The sequence below is a fragment of the Nocardioides aquaticus genome (genome assembly GCF_018459925.1).
In the GTDB taxonomy this organism is placed as follows: Bacteria; Actinomycetota; Actinomycetes; order Propionibacteriales; family Nocardioidaceae; genus Nocardioides; species Nocardioides aquaticus.
Genome location: NZ_CP075371.1, coordinates 2,193,683 through 2,212,542 on the forward strand (window position 1 = coordinate 2,193,683; position 18,860 = coordinate 2,212,542).

Annotated in this window: 18 protein-coding genes; 13 read left to right on the top strand and 5 right to left on the bottom strand. The window is 73.0% G+C overall.

Annotated elements, in window-relative coordinates; all coding sequences use genetic code 11:
• Positions 1 to 33: 33 nt before the first annotated feature.
• Positions 34 to 1,809, top strand: coding sequence for an acetyl/propionyl/methylcrotonyl-CoA carboxylase subunit alpha (locus ENKNEFLB_RS10615; protein WP_214059152.1), 1,776 nt, complete (start codon positions 34 to 36; stop codon positions 1,807 to 1,809).
• 31 nt (positions 1,810 to 1,840) lie between these two features.
• On the opposite strand, the gene ENKNEFLB_RS10620 is transcribed toward ENKNEFLB_RS10615, so the two are convergent.
• Positions 1,841 to 2,770, bottom strand: coding sequence for an LLM class flavin-dependent oxidoreductase (locus ENKNEFLB_RS10620; RefSeq protein ID WP_214059153.1), 930 nt, complete (start codon positions 2,768 to 2,770; stop codon positions 1,841 to 1,843).
• Between the two features lie 187 nt (positions 2,771 to 2,957).
• Between ENKNEFLB_RS10620 and ENKNEFLB_RS10625 the strand changes: the two genes are divergently transcribed.
• Positions 2,958 to 3,542 carry a TetR/AcrR family transcriptional regulator gene (locus tag ENKNEFLB_RS10625; protein ID WP_214059154.1) on the top strand — a complete coding sequence of 195 codons (585 nt, stop codon included), beginning with the start codon at positions 2,958 to 2,960 and terminating at the stop codon, positions 3,540 to 3,542.
• A 130-nt stretch (positions 3,543 to 3,672) separates the two neighbouring features.
• On the top strand, positions 3,673 to 4,536 hold the full coding sequence (locus ENKNEFLB_RS10630; RefSeq protein ID WP_214059155.1) for a CPBP family intramembrane glutamic endopeptidase: 864 nt from the start codon (positions 3,673 to 3,675) through the stop codon (positions 4,534 to 4,536).
• A gap of 3 nt (positions 4,537 to 4,539) precedes the next feature.
• On the opposite strand, the gene ENKNEFLB_RS10635 is transcribed toward ENKNEFLB_RS10630, so the two are convergent.
• Entirely contained in the window at positions 4,540 to 6,117 is a 1,578-nt protein-coding gene (locus ENKNEFLB_RS10635; RefSeq protein ID WP_214059156.1) for a hypothetical protein, read from the bottom strand.
• 221 nt (positions 6,118 to 6,338) lie between these two features.
• Here ENKNEFLB_RS10635 and ENKNEFLB_RS10640 point away from each other — a divergent pair, with 221 nt between their 5' ends.
• Together ENKNEFLB_RS10640 and ENKNEFLB_RS10645 are read left to right on the top strand one after the other, a co-directional pair.
• Positions 6,339 to 7,130, top strand: a complete 792-nt coding sequence (locus ENKNEFLB_RS10640; RefSeq protein WP_214059157.1) for a CPBP family intramembrane glutamic endopeptidase — start codon at positions 6,339 to 6,341, stop codon at positions 7,128 to 7,130.
• 24 nt (positions 7,131 to 7,154) lie between these two features.
• Positions 7,155 to 7,994, top strand: coding sequence for a CPBP family intramembrane glutamic endopeptidase (locus tag ENKNEFLB_RS10645; protein ID WP_214059158.1), 840 nt, complete (start codon positions 7,155 to 7,157; stop codon positions 7,992 to 7,994).
• A 33-nt stretch (positions 7,995 to 8,027) separates the two neighbouring features.
• Here the strand turns inward: ENKNEFLB_RS10645 and ENKNEFLB_RS10650 are convergent, their stop codons facing one another.
• Both ENKNEFLB_RS10650 and aztA read right to left on the bottom strand, forming a co-directional pair.
• Positions 8,028 to 8,627 carry a hypothetical protein gene (locus ENKNEFLB_RS10650; RefSeq protein ID WP_214059159.1) on the bottom strand — a complete coding sequence of 200 codons (600 nt, stop codon included), beginning with the start codon at positions 8,625 to 8,627 and terminating at the stop codon, positions 8,028 to 8,030.
• Between the two features lie 99 nt (positions 8,628 to 8,726).
• On the bottom strand, positions 8,727 to 9,458 hold the full coding sequence (gene aztA / locus ENKNEFLB_RS10655) for a zinc ABC transporter ATP-binding protein AztA (RefSeq protein WP_214059160.1): 732 nt from the start codon (positions 9,456 to 9,458) through the stop codon (positions 8,727 to 8,729).
• A 66-nt stretch (positions 9,459 to 9,524) separates the two neighbouring features.
• Between aztA and aztB the strand changes: the two genes are divergently transcribed.
• From aztB to ENKNEFLB_RS10690, 7 genes are all read left to right on the top strand, one after another.
• Complete coding sequence (gene aztB / locus ENKNEFLB_RS10660; RefSeq protein ID WP_214059161.1) at positions 9,525 to 10,436, top strand: zinc ABC transporter permease AztB; 912 nt, start codon at positions 9,525 to 9,527, stop codon at positions 10,434 to 10,436.
• A complete protein-coding gene (locus tag ENKNEFLB_RS10665; protein WP_214059162.1) occupies positions 10,397 to 11,653 on the top strand; it encodes an ABC transporter in 1,257 nt (418 codons plus the stop codon). The genes aztB and ENKNEFLB_RS10665 overlap by 40 nt, the downstream gene beginning before the upstream one ends.
• Complete coding sequence (gene aztC, locus ENKNEFLB_RS10670; RefSeq protein ID WP_214059163.1) at positions 11,650 to 12,555, top strand: zinc ABC transporter substrate-binding protein AztC; 906 nt, start codon at positions 11,650 to 11,652, stop codon at positions 12,553 to 12,555. The genes ENKNEFLB_RS10665 and aztC overlap by 4 nt, the downstream gene beginning before the upstream one ends.
• 53 nt (positions 12,556 to 12,608) lie before the next feature.
• Positions 12,609 to 13,862, top strand: coding sequence for a zinc metallochaperone AztD (aztD, locus tag ENKNEFLB_RS10675; protein ID WP_214059164.1), 1,254 nt, complete (start codon positions 12,609 to 12,611; stop codon positions 13,860 to 13,862).
• Positions 13,863 to 14,035: 173 nt separating this feature from the next.
• Positions 14,036 to 14,968, top strand: coding sequence for a MerR family transcriptional regulator (locus ENKNEFLB_RS10680; protein WP_214059165.1), 933 nt, complete (start codon positions 14,036 to 14,038; stop codon positions 14,966 to 14,968).
• A 93-nt stretch (positions 14,969 to 15,061) separates the two neighbouring features.
• On the top strand, positions 15,062 to 15,976 hold the full coding sequence (locus tag ENKNEFLB_RS10685; protein WP_214059166.1) for a bacteriorhodopsin-like: 915 nt from the start codon (positions 15,062 to 15,064) through the stop codon (positions 15,974 to 15,976).
• 103 nt (positions 15,977 to 16,079) lie between these two features.
• Positions 16,080 to 17,084 (top strand): Brp/Blh family beta-carotene 15,15'-dioxygenase, encoded by a 1,005-nt coding sequence (locus ENKNEFLB_RS10690; RefSeq protein ID WP_214059167.1) that lies wholly within the window; start codon positions 16,080 to 16,082, stop codon positions 17,082 to 17,084.
• Here the strand turns inward: ENKNEFLB_RS10690 and ENKNEFLB_RS10695 are convergent.
• Complete coding sequence (locus ENKNEFLB_RS10695) at positions 17,014 to 17,595, bottom strand: flavodoxin family protein (RefSeq protein WP_214059168.1); 582 nt, start codon at positions 17,593 to 17,595, stop codon at positions 17,014 to 17,016. The two genes, ENKNEFLB_RS10690 and ENKNEFLB_RS10695, sit on opposite strands and share 71 nt — an antisense overlap.
• 250 nt (positions 17,596 to 17,845) lie before the next feature.
• On the opposite strand from ENKNEFLB_RS10695, the gene ENKNEFLB_RS10700 reads away from it, so the two are divergent.
• The gene (locus ENKNEFLB_RS10700; RefSeq protein WP_214059169.1) at positions 17,846 to 18,733 is read left to right on the top strand and encodes a nitroreductase family protein; all 888 of its coding nucleotides are present in this window, start codon (positions 17,846 to 17,848) and stop codon (positions 18,731 to 18,733) included.
• The last annotated feature ends 127 nt before the right edge of the window (positions 18,734 to 18,860 follow it).

The following is an 18,860-nucleotide window of genomic DNA, read 5'->3' on the forward strand; positions in this document are numbered from 1 at the left end:
CGTGCCGTCACCCCCGAACCGGGAGGAGTCCCCATGAACGACCGACGAGAGCTCGTCCACGGCGCGTTCGACAGCGTGCTGGTCGCCAACCGCGGCGAGATAGCCGTCCGCGTGCTGCAGGCGGCGCGCGACGAGGGACTCCGCGCGATCGCGGTCTACTCCGACGCGGACACCGACGCCCTCCACGTCAGGACGGCCGACGAGGCGCACGCACTGCACGGGGTCCTGGCCAAGGACACCTACCTCCGGATCGACAAGCTCATCGACGTCGCGCTCGCTGCCGGAGCGCAGGCCGTCCACCCGGGCTACGGCTTCCTGTCCGAGAGCGCGGACTTCGCGGAGGCCGTGATCGCCGCCGGGCTGGTGTGGATCGGGCCGTCACCCCGTGCCATCGACACCCTGGGTGACAAGGTCGAGGCCCGAGCGGTCGCCCGGGACGTGGGAGCACCACTGACCCCGGGCACCGAGAGCCCCGTCGCCTCGGTGGCCGAGATCGAGCAGTTCGTGGAGGCCCACGGGATGCCGATCGCCATCAAGGCCGCCTTCGGAGGCGGTGGCCGAGGGTTGCGCGTCGTGCGGGACAGGGACTCGATCGCCGAGCACTTCGACTCCGCCACGCGCGAGGCGGTCGCTGCCTTCGGCCGCGGCGAGTGCTTCGTCGAGCGGTACCTGGAACGTCCCCGCCACGTCGAGGCGCAGCTGCTCGCCGACCGGTACGGCGACGCCGTCGTGGTGGGGACCCGCGACTGCACCTTGCAGCGCCGGCACCAGAAGCTGATCGAGGAGGCCCCGGCGCCGTTCCTCACCGAGGAGCAGACCACCACCATCGTCGAGGCCTCGGTGGCGATCGCCCGGGAGGCCGGTTACGTCGGAGCCGGTACCGCGGAGTTCCTCGTCGGCGACGACGGCGCCATCTCCTTCCTGGAGGTCAACACGCGGCTGCAGGTCGAGCACCCCGTGACCGAGGAGACCTCCGGCGTCGACCTGGTCAGCGAGCAGTTCGCGATCGCGCGTGGGGAGCGCCTGCGGATCCGCGAGACCCCCGTCGCGCGCGGTCACAGCATCGAGCTGCGCATCAACGCCGAGGACCCGGTCCGGGGCTTCGCACCCTCACCGGGCCGCGTCACCACGTGGGACATCCCCCGTGGTCCTGGCATCCGGGTCGACACCGGGGTCGTGGCCGGCAGCGTGGTGACCGAGTACTACGACTCGATGCTCGGCAAGCTGATCGTCTCGGGCAAGGACCGCCCGACGGTGCTGGCCCGGACGCGGCGCGCGCTCGACGAGCAGCGCATCGTCGGCGTGGCGACCGTGCTCCCGCTCGATCGGGCGATCCTGGGCCATCCTGACTTCGTCGCCGGGGGAGACGGTTTCGCCGTGCACACCGGGTGGATCGAGGAGCACCTCGACGAGCTCCTCGACCTCGGGGAGGCGGATGACGGCACCGACGCCGAGGCGCCCGACGCGGTCGACGTCCTGATCGGCCGACAGGTGCACCGGATCGCCCTGCCCGGGCTGGCCGCTCTGGGCGAGCGGGGGGAGTCCATCAGGCAGAGCGTGCGCGAGCAGGTCTCGCCCACCGAGTCGGGCGAGGACGTGCGGACGCCCATGCAGGGCACGGTGGTCAGGGTCGCGGTCAGCGACGGGGACCGGGTCGAGAAGGGCGATCTCGTCGGCGCGGTGGAGGCGATGAAGATGGAGAACGCGATCAAGGCGCACCGGTCGGGGATCGTGACCGGCGTCAGCGTCGCCGTGGGCGACGTGTGTGCCCAGGGCTCGCTCGTGTGCCGGATCGAGGCGAGCCGGTGAGACGGCGTCCTCGCAGAAGCGCGCCGACGGGTCAGGTGCTCGCCCCGCGGGGGCCCAGGCTGCGTACCTGTGGCAGCACCTCGGTGGCGAACAGCTGCACCGTCTCGCGCAACGAGGCGACGTCGTCGGCGGCCGGCGCGAACAGGAACTCCTCCGCTCCGGCCGCTGCGTAGGCACCGAGTCGATCGACCACCTGGGCGGGGGAGCCGATGACCAGCAACCGGTCGGCCAGGGGCGCGAAGTCCTGCTGGTAGATCGAGCTGACCACGCGGACGGCCGTCTCCCTGGCCAGCGCGCCGGACCGCGCCACGTGGCCCCACCCGAAGAAGGCACCGCGTGCGGCACCCTGCGGACGGCCTTGTTCGTCGAGGAGCTCGCCGAGGCGGCCCATGCCGGCCTGCAGCTGCTCGGGGGTGACGGCGTAGGGGAACCACACGTCGCCGAACCGTGCCGTACGGCGCAGCGCGGCCTCCTTCCGCCCGCCGATCCACAAGGGCGGTCCGCCGGCCTGCAGCGGTGGTGGGTCGAGGCTCAGCCCCCGCAGCCGTACGGTCTCGCCCTCGAGCTCGACCGGACCGCCTGCGAACAGCTCCTGCACCACCCTCAGTGACTCGTCGGTGCGCCTGCCGCGACCGGCGACCGGCACCCCTGCCGCCTCGAACTCCGGTGGGTACTCGCCGCCGACGCCGATCCCGAGGTCCAACCGGCCGCCGGAGATCCGGTCCAGGGTGGCTGCCTGCTTCGCCGCCAGGACCGCCGGGTAGACCGGCAGGATCGTGAGCGCGCTCAGCAGCCGGATGCGGTCCGTGACCGCTGCTGCCGCGGCGAGCGAGACGAACGCGTTGGTGACCGGGCCGTGGAAGAACAGGTGCTCACCACACCCCAGGAAGTCGAAACCAAGGGTCTCCGCCTCCCTGGCGAAGGTGACGACCTCCGCCGGATCCGCCGAGATCGGGAACATCAGACCGACCCGCACGAGCAGCCCCCGATCCGTGGTGTCGCCGCGGCCGGCCGCCGTGGACGCCGGGCGAGCGTATCGGTTCCTCGACTGACGGGTCGAGGAACGGGAGGGGTGACCCTCCCGCGTCGCCGGCACCGGTCGGAGCCTCGTAGGGTCTGCGGTGACGCCGGCTGAGAGGACACGAGCGATGGGACGTCCCAGCCGGGCCCACGAGGTCAGGCGGCTGATCCTCGACGGCGCAGCCGACATCTTCAGCCGACGCGGTTATCGCGCGACGTCCATGAACGAGATCGCCGCCGCCGTCGGCCTCAGCAAGCCGACCCTCTACCACTACTTCCACAACAAGGAAGAGATCCTCGTGCGCCTCTACGAGGAGGTGATGAGCGACGCCGTGGACGACGCCGTCGAGATCTCCGAGTCGGTCGAGGATCCACGGGAGGTGCTGCACCGGCTCCTGGTCTACCGCGTCCGCACGACGTGCGAGCGGCAGTCGATCCACAAGGTGTTCTTCGAGGAGGAGGAAGAGCTCCCGCGCGACCTCGTCGAGACGGTCATCGAGCAGCGCCGGCGCTACGAGGACGTCTACCGCACCCAGGTACGTCGTTTCCTCGACGACCACCCCGACCCGCCCGACATCGATGTCACCGTGTTCGTGAACTCCTGCCTGGGCGCGGCCAACTGGGTCTACAAGTGGTACCGCCCGGACGGGCCGCGGACCCCGGAGCAGCTGGGTCGCGAGATCGCGTTCTACGCGCTCCACCCCCTCGGGTAGGCCGGCCCCGGTCCGGCTTGTGGCGGTAACAGTTACCCGCCCCCGAAACGATCCCGTCGGGAACCCGATGCCTCGTTCCAGCCCTAGATTCGGGGCTCGACGCGCCCGCGTCGTCCGGAGGAGGATCTCGATGGCTACCGACACCGCGCTGCCCCGCCGCTCGGACGGGCTGCGCCGCTTCGTGCAGAAGGGCGGACTGGTCCGACTGCTGGTCGTGGTCGGCGTCTACCTCGTGCTGTACCTCGGCGCCGGCCGGCTGCTCGGCCGGCTCGGTTCCGGGTACGCCGACGACGACCTGCTGAGCAGCGTCGGAGCGGTGTTCTTCCAGCTGACCGTCGCCCTCGTGGTGGGCGCCGTCGTCCTCACCGTGTTCATCACCTTCATGGGATGGAACGCCGAGATCTTCGGGCGCCAGCCGGTCTACCGCTCGGGGTGGATGTGGATCGCACCGGTCCTGGTGGCGGTCCCGATCGTGATGCGCGTCCTCGACATCGACTGGGGCGGTCCGTTGCTCTCCGTCGTGCTCCTCATGCTGGCCAGCGGCCTGCTGGTGGGGTACGTCGAGGAGCTGCTGTTCCGCGGCATCGCCGTGAAGATGCTGCGTGACGCGGGCCACCGGGAGCTCGCCGTGGCAGCCCTGTCCTCGCTGGTGTTCGGTCTGTCGCACGGCATCAACGCGCTGACGGGCCAGGACGCCAAGACCGTGGGCAGCACGATGGTCTACACCGTCGCGTTCGGCGCGCTGATGTACCTGACCATGCGCGCCACGGGGTTCATCGTCGTGGCGATGGTGCTGCACGGTCTCACCGACCCGACCACCTTCCTGGCCTCCGGCGGGATCGACACCGTGGTGGGGACCGGTGGCACGACTGCACTGGGAGACGCGGTCGGCCTCGTCACCGTCGTGATGATCGTGCTCGGGCTGGTGCTGCTGCTCTGCGTCAGGGGAGTGGCCGGGCAGCCCCGGGGCCCGAAGGCACGCGGTCGGGCCTGACGGTCAGAGGGGAGGGCCGGCGCCGAACGGCTCGAAGTGGTTGAGCAGCCTGTCCAGCTCGGCGGTGTCGAAGCGCGCCCGGCTGGTGAAGTAGCTCGCGGGGTCGTCGAGGAACGTCGGATCGATCTCCAGCACCTGGGCCATCTCGGTCCACGCCTGGTCCGAGAACCCGAGGGCAGCCAGGGCCAGCGCGCGGTAGAGGGGACCCCAGAGCTGGCCCGGTGCCTGGACCAGGCTGGCCTCGGCCAGCGCGCCGGCGTCATCGCCGGAGATCAGGCAGGCGAGGGCAGCCACGGCATGGGCTGAGCCGGGATGGAGCGGGTTCAACCGGAACCCCTCGCGCAGTGTCCGTACCCCGCCGTCCCAGTCGCCGGCGACGGCCATCACGGTGCCGGCGGACATGAGGACCGTCGGGCTCCAGGGTGCCAGCTCGACCGCCCGTGCCGCATGCCGGTGAGCGAGGTCCCACTCCCGCCGTTGCCAGGCTGTGCCCCCGAGGACGAGGTACGCAGACGCGTTCGCCGGGTCGAGCGCGAGGGCCTCGCGTGCGAGCGTCTCGGCGCTGGACAGCTCCCGTTCGCGTTGGCCGGACGTGGCCCCCTGGTTGACCTCGGCGTTGTGGATGGCGCCCCTCATCGCCAGCAGCTCGGCACGTCGCCCCGTGGCGAGTGCCGTGTCGAGCGCTGCCGCGGCCGCGCTGACGGAGTCGGCGGTCTGCTTCATGAGGTAGTCGGTGTAGGCGAGCCGGGCGGCGTACACGACCGAGCCGTCGTGGTCGTCGCACGCCAGCGCACGTCGGAACGTCACCCCGGTGGCGTCACCGACCTGGCCGGCGACAGCGGCTGCCCACCGGTCGTCGAGCCGGGACCCGGCAAGGGCCGCTCGGGCGAGGCGCTTCGTGACCCGCCACGTGATCTCTCCTGACGAGACCTCGGTGAGCGTCGCCTCGAGCCCGACGGTGTCCTCCGTCGTGGTGACCATGCCCTCCAGGACGAAGCGCGCCCCCAGCAGACGCGCCGCCACGGCCCCCTCCGGCGCGACCGCCGCCGGCCCGGTCACCGTCAACCCGGGGAACTCACCCAGGCGGTGGGCGATCGCGTCGCACAGGGCTGTCCCGATCAGCTCGGCGCCGCTCCCCGTGCATCCGAAGCGCAGCACCGCCACGGCGAGCGTGTCGTGCGCGGGCGACGGTTCCCGGGGCGGGTCGCGCCGCGTGATCGTCGGTGCGTACCGGCCGGTCGGCAAGCAGATCCGGATCGCCGAGCCCCGACCCTCGGCCTCGTAGTAGCGCTGGAGCGCAGTCCGCAGGCGGGTCGCCTGGACCCGGACCGTCGAGCTGAGCCGGGCGTCGTACTCGGACCGCCCCAGGGCGTGCCGGGCGACGGCGTGCTCCCCGAGTCGATCGGCGCGCCCGGCCAGGTGCTCGGTGACGATGTAGGCGAGGAAGTCGCGGCACCTCGGAGCCGTGCTGAAGGTGTCGCTGCCGAGGACGGCGGTGAGAGCCTCGACCACCTCTTCGGGCGCCACGGTGGCGGGCTCGAGCTGGTCCGGCTCGACGTCCCACGCCGGTGCGCTCGGCATCCGCACGCCCGCCTCTCGTCGATCCGCGACCAGATTCGATCGTAGAGTCCGCGCTCGTCGTCGCACATCGGGGCGAAGGTCACCTCCGGCCGGCGCGGTGAGCACCCTTCCGACCCGTGAGGCGTAACGGTTACTCCCGCTCGGAAGCACGGCCACGTCGTCCAGGGGCGCCTAGGTTCTGATGTCGAACCCGACACTCGCGCACCACCCAGGGAGACCCCATGCGCGTCGAACCCCGCCCTCTCTTCACCGTCGGTCTCGCGGTCGGCTACATGGCGATCGTGGCAGCCACCTGGGCGGTCGTCGGCGTCGACTACGACACGGTGGGGGACTCGACGTCGAACGTCGTGCGGGGCATCGTCCTGCCCGTGGCGCTCGCCTCGGCGTTCACGGCCGCGGTGACCAGTCGTCTCGGGTGGTGGGGGCCGGCGATCCACGAGGACCGGCGAGCACCCCGGTGGCTGTGGGTGGTCCCGGTGCTGATGTTCCTGCCCGGCCTGGGCTCGCTGCTCGGCGGCGTGGGGCCGGCCGACCGGGCCGCCTCCTACCTGCTCTGGCTGGGCGTCGGCACCCTGCTGGTGGGCTTCGGCGAGGAGATGCTGACCCGCGGCACGGGTCTCGTCGGGCTCCGGGGCGGGTTCGGAGAACCGCTGGCCTGGTTCTTCAGCTGCCTGCTGTTCGGGCTGGTCCATGCCCTCAACCTGTTCTTCGGGCAGTCACCCGGCTCGACGGCCCAGCAGATCGCCGTCGCGTTCGTGGCCGGCTCCGTCCTCTACGTCACCCGCCGGGTGTCCGGGACCCTGGTCGTCTGCATGCTGCTCCACGCCTGGATCGACTTCACGACGTTCGCGTTCTCCGAGGCCGCCGCCGATGCCAGGTCCGTCTTCGTCGTCCTGAGCCTCACCCAGTGGCTCGCCTTCGCCCTGGCCCTCGTCGGGGTGCTCGTCGTCCTGCGTCGAGGCGGCGGCCGGCTCGAGGACACCTCGGACGGTCATCCTGCTGTCCGAGCCTGACCAGCACCTCGAGGAGAGTGCGCGATGACCATCACCCCCCACCGCAGGACCGGGACCCCACGAGGCTCCCGCGTGCGGCCCACCGTCGCGGTCGGAGTCACGGTCGCCGTCGTCTACACCGTCGTCCTGTCGACGATCCAGCAGCAGTCGGGCATCGCCTACGACGAGTTCTTCGACAGCGCGTACAACGCCTGGCGCGGCCCCGTGCTCTCCCTGGCGATCGGGTCGGTGCTGCTGGTGGCGTTCGTCGCCTGGGCGCGGTGGGACATCCTGTGGCGTGATCCGGAGCGGCTGCCCGTACCCCGCCTGGCCTTCGTCCTGCTCGGGGCCTTCACCGTCCTCGTCGTCGTCCGGGCGTCGGGCATCGCCTACGCCGACATCGACACGAGCCTGCTCGTCGCCGTGCTCTGCCTGGGGGTCCTGGTCGGGCTCTCCGAGGAGCTGCTGTTCCGTGGCATCTTCCTGCGCTGCATGCGCAACGGTCACCTGTCGGAGGGGGCCGCAGCGTTGTGGACCGCGACGGCGTTCGGTCTGTTCCACCTGCCGAACGTGTTCCTGGGGACCGGTCCCGTGGGGGTCGTCCAGGTCCTCCTCGCGGGCCTGTCCGGCATCGCCCTGTACTACTTCCGGGTCGCCGGCGGCGCCATCGTGCTGGCCATGGTGATGCACGGGTTGTTCGACGTCACGACCTTCCTCAGCACCGACTACGGGGCTTCCTGGTCCACCCAGGTGGCCCTCCCGCTGCAGGTCGTGACCTGGGTGCTGGCCGGCCTGGTCGGGCTCCAGCTCTTCCGGAGAGCCCGCGGCTACGGGGTCACGTCGACCGGTGTCGTCCGGATGCCCACCGTGGGCCACCCAGCCTGACGCGGGTGGGTCGAGGGGGCCTGTCGTCGCCGTTCAGGGGCCGCTGAGCGCGAGGTCCACCGCCACGATCCTGCCGGTGGCCGAGACGGTGACTGCGACCGCCATGTCGGAGAAGCAGTCGCGCAGGTCCTGCGGGGGACGCAGCCACTGCACGGTCTCGTCCGGCTCGGTGCGCGGGGGCTCGTAGCGGACACAGCCCAGGAGCGGGCCGGGTGGGGAGGTCTCGACGACCACCGGGGAGGTCTCTCGATCGCGGTCGGCGATGGCCAGCAGGGCGTCGACCGGACAGCCGCGCCCCTCCGTGGTCGCAGCGTCCGCGACACAGCCGCCCCAGGCCGTACGCGTGGACGCCGCCGCCGGGTCGAGTCGGCTCACGAGCGTGCCCTCGATCGAGAACGCCACCGTGCGTGCCCACGGCACGCCCGTCCCGGGGCCCGTTCCGGTGGCGTACCGCAGGAACGCGTCGGTCGGCGACGAGGCCCGTGGTGGTGCTGGAGCAGGTGCGCGGGAGGAGCCGCCGTGCTGCTCGGTCCCGGCAGTCCCCGCAGCCGGGTCGCGCGGACCGGGTGCTTCGGCGCCGCAGCCGACCAGCAGTGCTGCGAGTGCGAGCGACGGCAGGGCGCTGGTCCTCATGCGTCTGAGACGCCTGGGACGCACGAGAAGTTGCCTGGACGGCTCGCTTTCTCGTGCGCCGAGGCGCGCCACCGGACCTCGCGCCGCCACGTACCCAGCTCACCGCAGGTCTGACCGCGGCCCACACTCGAGGTGAGGTCCTCCGTGGTCGGCGACGACCCGGCCCTCCTCGAGGCGGACGACCCGGTCGGCGCGGGCGATCACGTCGGGGTCGTGGCTGACGCAGACCACGCACACGCCGCGGGCCACCTCACGGGCGACGGCCTCGCAGATGTGTGCCGCGTTGCGGGTGTCGAGCCCCGTGGTGGGTTCGTCGACGAGCAGCAGGTCGGCGCCGCGCGCCAGACCCTGGGCGAGCAGCGCGCGTTGCCGCTCACCGCCCGACAGGGTCGCGAAGGACCGGCGCGAGAGGGGGCCGAGGTCGAGCACCTCCATCGCCTCCTCGACGCGGGACCGACCCTCCCGACCGATCCGGCGCCACGGCCCGGTCTCGCCCCAGGCGCCCATGGTCACGACGTCGTGCACGGTCACCGGCAAGCGGTCGGGCACCGCAGCCCGCTGCGGGACGAAGGCCACTGAACGTGCCCGGACCTCCGTCCGTCCGGCCGTCGGCGGGCGGACGCCGGCGAGGACCTCGATCAGGGTCGACTTCCCGGCGCCGTTCGGCCCGGTCAGCGCAGTGAGACAGGCGCGGTCGAGCGTCAGGTCGACCTGGCGCAGCACGTCGTGGCCACCGAGGTGGACGCGGACGTCCACGAGCCGGGCCGCGTACGCCCCGTCGGGTCCGGGGGGCCCGTGGCGGGGCTCTACGTGGGCGGGTGAAGTGGTCACGGGCCGACCCTAGGACGCCCAAACTGATTTTGATAATCGGTCTCAAGTCATCTAACGTCCCGGTCCGTGACCTGGTTGACCGAGCCCTTCGCCCTCGAGTTCGTCCAGCGCGCCGCCGTGGGTGGCGCGCTGGTGGCCGTGCTGTGCGGCGTCGTCGGCACCTGGGTCGTCGTGCGCGGGATGGCCTTCCTCGGGGAGGCCCTGGCGCACGGGATGCTCCCCGGCGTCGCGTTCGCCACCATCGCGGGCCTGCCGGTGCTGCTCGGTGCCGCGGCGAGTGCGGCGGTGATGAGCATCGCGCTGGGCGTGCTGCAGCGGCGTGGGCGGCTGTCGTACGACACCAGCATCGGCCTGCTGTTCGTGGGCATGCTCGCGTTCGGGGTCATCGTCATCTCGCACTCCGGCAGCTTCGCCACCGACGCGACCGCGATCCTCTTCGGCGACATCCTGGCCATCTCCGGCCAGGACCTGGTGTTTCTGGCGGCCGCCACGGCGGCCGGCCTGACCCTGGCCGTGCTCGCCCACCGCCCGCTGGTGGCGCTGGCCCTCGACGCCCGCGTGGCCGCCGTGCTCGGGCTACGGCCGGCGCTGGCCCAGGCCCTGCTGGTCGGTCTGGTGACCCTCGCTGTCGTGGTGTCCTACCAGGCCGTCGGCTCGCTGCTGGTCGTCGGTCTGCTGGTCGCCCCTGCCGTCGCGGCCTCGCAGTGGACCCGCCGGATCCCGACCACCATGGCGCTGGCCGCCGTGCTCGGCGTGGTGGCCGTGCTGGGCGGGTTGCTCGTGTCGTGGTTCGGCGCCACCGCCGCCGGCTCCTCGATCGCGATGACCGCGATCGGGCTCGTCGCTCTGTCCTGGGCGCTGCGCGCCGCCACCCGCGCCCTGCACGCCGCCGTCCGCACCCCCGCCCCTTCTCCCGCCCCATCTGACTCGGAGGACCCGTGTCCCACCGCTCCCTCGCCCTGGCCGCCCTCGTCCTGATCGCCCCGCTCGTCGTCGCGTGCGGCGCCGACGTCGACAACCCCGCCGCCGACAAGGGCGACCCGGCGTCCTCGACCGCGGAGGGCCACGGCGAGATCGCCGACGCGGTCGAGCTCGATGAGCCGCCCGTCGGTCTGACCACGGTCGACGCCTCCGGTGTCGTGCGCCACCTGGACCTGCTCGACGAGAGCGTCACCGAGCTGGCCGCCGTCGGTCCGCTCGGCGACGTCGCAGGCGTGCACACCGACGGTCGCTACGTCTTCGTCGGGTCCGGCGACGGCGTCGAGGTGGTGGACAGCGGCGTGTGGACCTGGGACCACCTCGACCATTTCCACTACTACCGCACCGAGCCTCGCGACCTGGGCCTCGTCGAGGGCGGCGGACCTGCGACCGTCGCGACCACGGCCTCCTCGACCAGCGGTGCCACCGGCGTGTTCTTCGACAGCTCCGGCGAGGCCGTCCTGCTCGACACTGCGGCCCTGGCCGACGGCACGCTCGTCGAGCTCTTTCGCGTCGAGGCCCAGCCCCACGCCGGGATGCTCGTCCCCGTCGGAGAGCACGCCCTGGTCACCCAGCCGGGGCGTACGGGCGAGGCGGAGCGCGTCGTCGCGCTCGACGGCGACGGTGACCCGCTGCCGGGGCAGACCTGGACCTGCCGGGACGCCGCCGGCACCATCACGACGCGCGTGGGGACGGTCGTCGGCTGCACCGACGGGGCCCTGCTGGCGACCAGCGTCGACGGGATGCTGCGCGTGGAGCGGATCGGCTACCCCCGCGGCACGACCGCGCCCCCGGCCACCGACTTCGCCGGGCGCGACGGCCGCCCCACCGTGGCCGCGCTCGCCGGGCGGGACCAGGTCTGGCTGCTGGACACCCGCCAGGAGTCCTGGCGCCTGCTCGACTCGCCCGTCCCCCTCACCCAGGTCACGGCGGTCGACGACGACGACCAGCACGTCCTCGGCCTGACGACCGACGGCCGCGTGGCCGTCCTGGACGGGGAGACCGGGGAGCTGCTGGCCACCACCGCCCCGCTGGCCGCCGAGTCCCTGCGGACCGGTACCGGTGAGCAGACCCTGGTCGTCGACCAGCAGCGGGCCTACCTGAGCCTTCCGGCGGAGAGGCGCCTGGTCGAGATCGACTTCGCCGACGACGCCCGGGTCGCGCGCACCCTCGACACCACGACCGAGCCCCTCCTCACCGCCGGGACCGGCCGGTGAGCCGGGCAGGCGTCCTGCTGGCCGGGCTGCTCCTCACGACCGGTCTCAGCGCCTGCGGCGCCCCCGCCGACGACCGGCCCCTCGTGGTGGTCTCGACCAACATCTTGGGCGACGTCGTCGAGGAGGTGGCCGGTGACGAGGTGCAGGTGCTGACCCTGATGCGGCCCAACGCCGACCCACACTCCTTCGAGATCTCCGCCCAGGAGGCGGCTCGGGTGAGGTCCGCGGACCTGGTCGTCTCCAACGGGCTCGGGCTCGAGGAGGGCCTGCAGCAGCACCTCGACGCTGCCGCGGCCGACGGCGTGCCGGGGTTCGTGGCCGGCGACGCAGTCGCGGTGCTCGACTACGCCGAGGGCGACGCGGCCGGCACGCCCGACCCGCACTTCTGGACCGACCCGGGCCGGATGGTCGACGTGGTCGAGGGCCTCGAGGACGCGCTGGTCGAGGTCGACGGCATCGACCCGGGCCCCGTGCGCGCGCAGGCCGAGGCGTACCTCGCGGAGGTGCGCGCACTCGACGCCGAGATGAGCGAGGCGTTCGCCGGCATCCCGGACGAGCAGCGGGCGCTGGTCACCAACCACCACGTCTTCGGCTACCTCGCCGAGCGCTACGACTTCGACGTCGTCGGGGCGGTGGTCCCCGGCGGCACCACCCTGGCCGCTCCCAGTGCCTCCGACCTCGCCGACCTGGTCGAGGCCGTCGAGGAGACGGGCGTCGGCGCGATCTTCGCCGAGTCCTCCTCGCCCGACGACCTCGTGCGCGCGCTGGCCGACGAGGCCGGCGTCGAGGTCGACGTCGTCGGGCTCTACACGGAGTCGCTGACCGAGCCCGGCGGCGGCGCGGAGGACTACCTGACCATGATGCGCGTCAACACCGCGCGCATCGCCGAGGGACTCGGGTGACTCGGTCCCGCACCACCCACCTGCCAGACCACGAGAGAGAAGGACGTACCACGATGCGCACACCCCTGACCCGAGCCCAGCAGCGACCCGGGCTGCGCCGCGGCGGCCTCGCCGCGCTGTCCACCGCGGCGGTGCTGACCCTGGCTGCCTGCTCCGGCGGCACGACCCCCGCGAGCGACGAGACCGCCGAAGGAGCGGAGAGCGCCGGTGCGACCGCCGCCGCCGACCCTGCCGGCTCGCGGGTCGCCGTCTCCTACGAGGGCGGCGTGCTGGTGCTCGACGGCGAGACCATGGAGGTCGTCGCGGACCTGGACTCCGAGGAGTTCACCCGCCTGAACAGCGCCGGTGACGGCCGCCACGTGATGGTGACGGTGGCCGACGGCTTCCAGCTGCTGGACACCGGCGCCGGCACCGAGGGCGGCGCCGCCGAGCTCACCGACACGGTCTTCGAGGCCGAGCTGCCCGGCCACGTGGTGACCCACGCCGACAAGACGGTGCTCTACGCCGACGGCACCAGCGACACGACGATCATGGAGACCGCCGACCTGGCCGCGGGGGAGGTGCCGGAGACCGAGACCGTCGAGGGCACCGAGGCCCACCACGGCGTCTCGATCGTCCTCGGGGACGGCACCTTCCTGACCACGGTCGGCGACGCCGAGACGCGGACGGGTGCGGTGGCCAGGGATGCCTCCGGTGAGGTCGTCGCCGAGAACGACGAGTGCCCTGGCATCCACGGCGAGGGCACCGCGGTCGACGAGGCCGTGGTCTTCGGCTGCGAGGACGGCGCGCTGCTCTTCGTCGACGGCGGGTTCCAGAAGGTCGACGCCCCCGACCGGGGGTACGCCCGGATGGGCAACGCCTACGTCAGCGAGACCAGCCCGCTCGTGGTCGGTGACTACAACACCGACCAGGACGCTGAGGGCTACCTGCTCGAGGAGCTGGCCGTCGTCGACACCGCGGCCGGCGAGCTCGACGTCGTCGCGCTGCCCGAGGGTGCCGAGTACACCTACCGCGGCGTGGCCCGCGGCCCGGGCGACCTCGCCTACGTCATCGCCACCGACGGCGCGATCCACGTGCTCGACCCGCAGACCCGCGAGCTCACCGACGCCCTCCCGGTCGTCGAGGCGTGGGAGGGGCCGGCTGAGTGGCAGGACCCGCACCCCTCGATGCGGGTCGAGGGTGATGTGGCCTACGTGACCGACCCCGCCGCGCAGGCCGTCCACGCCGTCGACCTGACCACCGGTGAGGTCACCGCCAGCGCCGAGCTGGATGTCGACCCCAACGAGATCGCCGTGGCCGCCGGTTGACCCACCGGCACGCCCCCGGGCGACGATCCTCGTCCGGGGGCGTCGTCGTCCGGGGTGCGCGCTGGCAGCTCGGCCCTTGCCCCTCGCGCCTTCGGGCCCGAGCGCCCAGCACCCACCGGCGGATCGGTGACGGTGTACCTGGGGTGTGGGCGGCCGGCGACTACTGTTCGCGCATGTCCGTGACCTCGTCGTCCCAGGACGGAGCCGACGCGGGCGTCTCGGTCGGCATGGCCGCAGCGCGCCTGGGCGTCACGACCAGCACGTTGCGCAGCTGGGAACGCCGTTACGGCGTGACCCCCTCCCTGAGGACACCCGGAGGTCACCGCCGCTACTCCGACGCCGACATCGAGCGGCTCGACCAGGTGCAGCGCGACATCCAGAGCGGCCTCCCGCCGGCGGCTGCTGCTGCGGCCGCACTGAGGGCCGACACCGCGCCGGAACCGGCGACGCGGGCGCGTCGCGGCGCCGGTCCCGGAGGACGGGTCATCGCCGTCCCGGGTGCGAGCGCGAGCGCCCGGGGGCTGGCCAGGGCTGCGGGCCAGCTCGACCTCGACGGCGTAGAGAACCTCATCCTCGAGGGACTGCGCAGCGGCGGTGTTCTTCGCACCTGGGACGAGATGATGCGCCCGGTCCTGGTGGCTGTCGGCAAGCGCTGGGCCGAGTCTGGCGAGGCCATCGAGGTGGAGCACGTGCTGTCCGAGGCGGCACTCGGTGCGCTGCGGCGACGTCGCGCCGAGCTCCCGGTCGCCGACGAGCGGCGCCCGGTCCTGCTGTCCTCGGCGGTGCGCGACCAGCACACCCTGACCCTGCACGTGCTCGCGGTGGGCCTGATGGAGCGACGCGTGCCCGCGCGCATCATCGGGGCGCAGGTGCCCGTGGCGGCACTGGCTGCGGCAGTGCGTCGGATCAGGCCCGCGGCGGTGTTCGTCAACTGCGCGGTGAGTGGGGGAGTCGATCCCGACGAGCTGGCCGCGCAGCTGCCGAGGACCCGCCCGCCCACGCTCGTGGTGGTCGGCGGGGCGGGGTGGCCGAGCGAGCTGCCGGGTGCGTTGCGTCGTGCGGCGGGGCTCGAGGAGGCACTGGACCTGCTGGCCGGCTCGGCGTAGGGCCGTTCGGCCCGGGATCTGAGGCCGTTCGGCAAACTTGTGCAACTTGTGCAAGTCCTGGGTGGGGCGTATGTTCACCTTTGCCTCCCATTCGTGGAGACCGCCCCGAATCAGGGGCAGATGCCGACCGCTCGGCTGCTGAAGCCAGCGCTCATCAGAAGGACCCTCATGATGTTGTCTTATGCAACTTCGCAATCGGGTGCGATTTCGTCATTGTCGTCAGGCCAGTACTCCACGGTCTACAACGTGCTCTCGCTCGCCATCGCCAGCCTGCTGTTCACGGCGCTCTACCTGCTCCTGTCGCAGCGCCAGGTGGCTCCGCGCTATCGCAACGCGATCGTCGTGTCAGCGATCGTGTGCGGGATCGCGGCCTACCACTACTTCCGGATCTTCGCGAACTTCCAGGAGAGCTATCCGGCCGGCGCGACCATCGACGCGGCGCACGTGCTGTCCAACGTCGAGTTCAACGAGGGCTACCGCTACGTCGACTGGTTCCTCACGGTTCCGCTGCTGCTGGTCGAGACGGTCGCGGTGCTCGCCCTCAGTCGTGCCGCGTCACAGCGCCTCCTGGTCAGGCTGGTGCCTGCCGCCGCCCTGATGATCGTGCTCGGCTACCCGGGCGAGCTCACCTTGGAGACCGGCCCCCGCGTCATCTGGGGCGTCTTGTCGACCCTGCCGTTCCTCTACCTGCTCTACGTGCTGTTCGTCGGGCTCACCAAGGCCCTGGAAGGCAAGAGCCCCCAGGTACGCGCCCAGATCTCCAACCTGCGCTGGATCCTGCTGGCGTCGTGGGGTGTCTACCCGATCGCCTACGCGTTCCCGTTGATCGGTGGCGACTTCTTCAGCGGCGCCGGTGGCTTCGTGCTCCGTCAGACCGGTTACTCGATCGCCGACATCGTCGCCAAGGCCCTCTTCGGCATCCTCATCTACCGCCTGGCACGCACCCAGAGCCGCGAGGAGGACCCGCAGGTCTACGGTGACGGGCACGACCTGCAGCGGGTGGCGTGATCACCACATGACAGCTGCACGGGCGGGTCGGGTACGCGTCGCGTCGGGTCGAGAGGGGCTCACCGGCCTGCCGGACCACGGGGTCGCCGTCCCGGTCCCGCCCGTGCTCCCCTCCTGCTCCCTCCCGGCCGGTGCGGCGTCGTCCTTCTCGCGGGCCGCCGTGGCTGTGGCCGTCGTCGGGTCGTGGCTCGTCCCGCCGTGGGTCGTCCTGATCGCCGGGCTGGTGGCCGGTCTCCCGCACGGCGCGGTGGACCACCTCGTCCCGCGCTGGTGGCTGGGTGCACGAGCGCCGTGGATGCTTCTCGTGGTGAGCGTCTACGCAGCGACGGCCGCCGCCTCCTACCTCGCGTTCCGCACCTGGCCGGTGGCCGCGGTGGCGCTGTTCCTCGCGGTGTCGGCGTGGCACTTCGCGTCCGGCGAGACAGGGTTCGCCGACCTCCGGGCCGGCCGCGCGCTCGCCGGGCGGCGGTTGCGGGCCGTGGGCCACGTCGTGGCGGTCCTGGCCCTCCCGGTGCTGCTGCACCCGGACGGTGTGCTGCCGCTCCTCCGGGTGGTGGTCGACGCGCCGGTCGAGCTGCCTCCCGGGTCCGGGACCGCCGTGGCGGTCGCCGCTGTGGTCGGCCTCCTCGTGGTGGCGGGCGTGCTCGCGACCGACCTGTCGAGGGGTCGCCGGGCCGAGGCTGTGGACCTGGGCCTGCTCGTCCTGCTCGCCGTGCTCGTGCACCCCCTGGCCGCGTTCGGCGTCTACTTCGGGGCGTGGCACTCCGTACGGCACCTCGCGCGGACCCTGGTGGACGACCCGGGCAACGCGAGGCTCCTTGCCGACGGACGCCTCGGTGCGGCGCTGCGCCGCTTCGCCGTCTCGGCGGCGCTGCCGACGCTCGCCTCGCTGCTCCTCGTCGGCGCCCTCGTCGTCGCCGCGGACGGCTGGCGGGGCTTCGCCTCCGAGTACCTGGCCCTCCTGGCCGGCCTCACCGTGCCGCACCTGGTCACGGTCGCGTGGGCCGACCGCCGGCGCGCCGCTGCCAGTTCCGCGGTCACCGTGCAGCAGCCACCGGTTCGTGCTGGCGTCCGGGTCGCGGCGCGAGGTCCGCGACCGCCGTGGTGACCCAGATCTCCGCGCGGGCCAGCTCGCCCCCGAGCAGTGGGCCCACGTTGTCGGCCACCATGAACGACCCCGGACGCCGGTGGACCGCGAAGCCACGGTGGCGCGCCAGCACGCAGGCGCGGGGGCCGGCGGCCCCTCGCAGCCGGCGGGCCCGCTGCACCCGGGTGTCGAAGGCCAGCAGCGGGACCCGACGCCCGTGCGCGGGGGTCACCTCGGAAAGCCACTCGCGCAGCCCGGTGCGGACCGCGGCCGCCGACGCCCCGTGCCGGGCGGCGTCGGCGCGGGCCGACGGCCGGGTCAGCGAGAACGCGTGCGTCGGAGCCCCGACGACCACGAGGTCGGTGTCGAGCCGGCCCGTGGGCATGGTCGGGTCGCCGACCTCGTGGAGCGTGACGCCGTAGCTGACCCGCTCGAGGGCCTGGGCGACCACGTGCGCCACGGCTTCGGTGTTGCCGCGCATCGACTCGACCACGACGAGGGCCAGCGGCCGGCCGTCGGGTGCGTAGGACATGACTCTCTCCTGGGGTCGTGTCGTCCCAGGCTGCTCCTCCGGTCGGTCCGTCCCCAGGGTTGACGGTCCCCGGACATGGGGACCTCGGTCCCGGTGGCGGCGCCCGGCCCCGGTGCCGACCCGGTGAAGGGGTCCAACGTCCCCGGGGCCGGGGACCGGCGCGCCTTGGTCGGACGACCCACCGCGGCCGATCGTGGGGGCAACGGGGCTGGGGCGGGTGGACGGACGGGTGGACGGGACGGGGCACGAGGTGACGGGTGATCCGCGGGAGGACCTGACCAGGATCGTGGCGCTGGCCTGCGCCGCGCCGAGCATCCACAACAGCCAGCCCTGGGCCTGGCGCATCCGGGGGGATGCCCTCGAGCTCCATCGTGACGCCGGTCGGCTCCTGCCGCTGGATGACGCGGACGGGCGTGACCAGGTGATCAGCTGCGGCGCGGCGCTGCACCACGCGGAGCGGGCGGCCCAGGCCCTGCGCTGGACCACCGAGCTCGAGCGGCTGCCGGAGGGCCCCCGCTCCTCGTTGCTCGGTGTGGTCCACCTGACCGGCCGGGGCGAGGGAGCGGCGGACCGGGCCGGCCTCGCCCTCCTCCGGAGCCGCCGCACCGACCGGCGACGGTTCACCTCCTGGCCGGTCCCGCCGCACCGCCTCGAGCACCTGGCGGGGCTGGCCAGGGATCGTGGGGCACGGGCCCAGGTGGTGGAGGCGCAGTCCGAGCGGTTCCGGCTCTGGCTGCTGGTCGAGCGCGCCCGGGAGACGGGGACCTCGGGTCCACGGACCACGGGGGAGGGGCGTCCCGGGGGGCTCTGCGCACACGACACCGCCGGACGGGGCGAGGACCTGCGCCGGGCGGACGGTGCGGTCGTGCTGGGCGGGGCGGCGTACGACGCCTCGGGCTGGTTGCGGACGGGGGAGGCCCTGAGCTCGCTGTGGCTCGACGCGTGGCGGGCCGATCTGTCGGTCGTCCCCCTCAGCCAACCCATCGAGGTGGCCCAGACCCGGGCGGCGATCAGGGACGAGGTGCTCACCGGCGCCTTCTGGCCGCATCTCGTCGTCCGCGTCGGGTGGCAGGCCCTCGGTCGCGACCGGGTGCTGCCGACGCCCCGCCGGCCGGTGGGGGACGTCCTGCTGCCGTGAGCGCGCCGCGGCCCGGGGCGCGGGCCGGGGCGTGGGCCGGTGCGTGGGCCGGGGCGTGGGCCGAAGGGCAGTTCCGCGGTGGACCGGGGTCCCTTCCCGACCCGCGGTGCAGCCCCGGAAGGTGAGG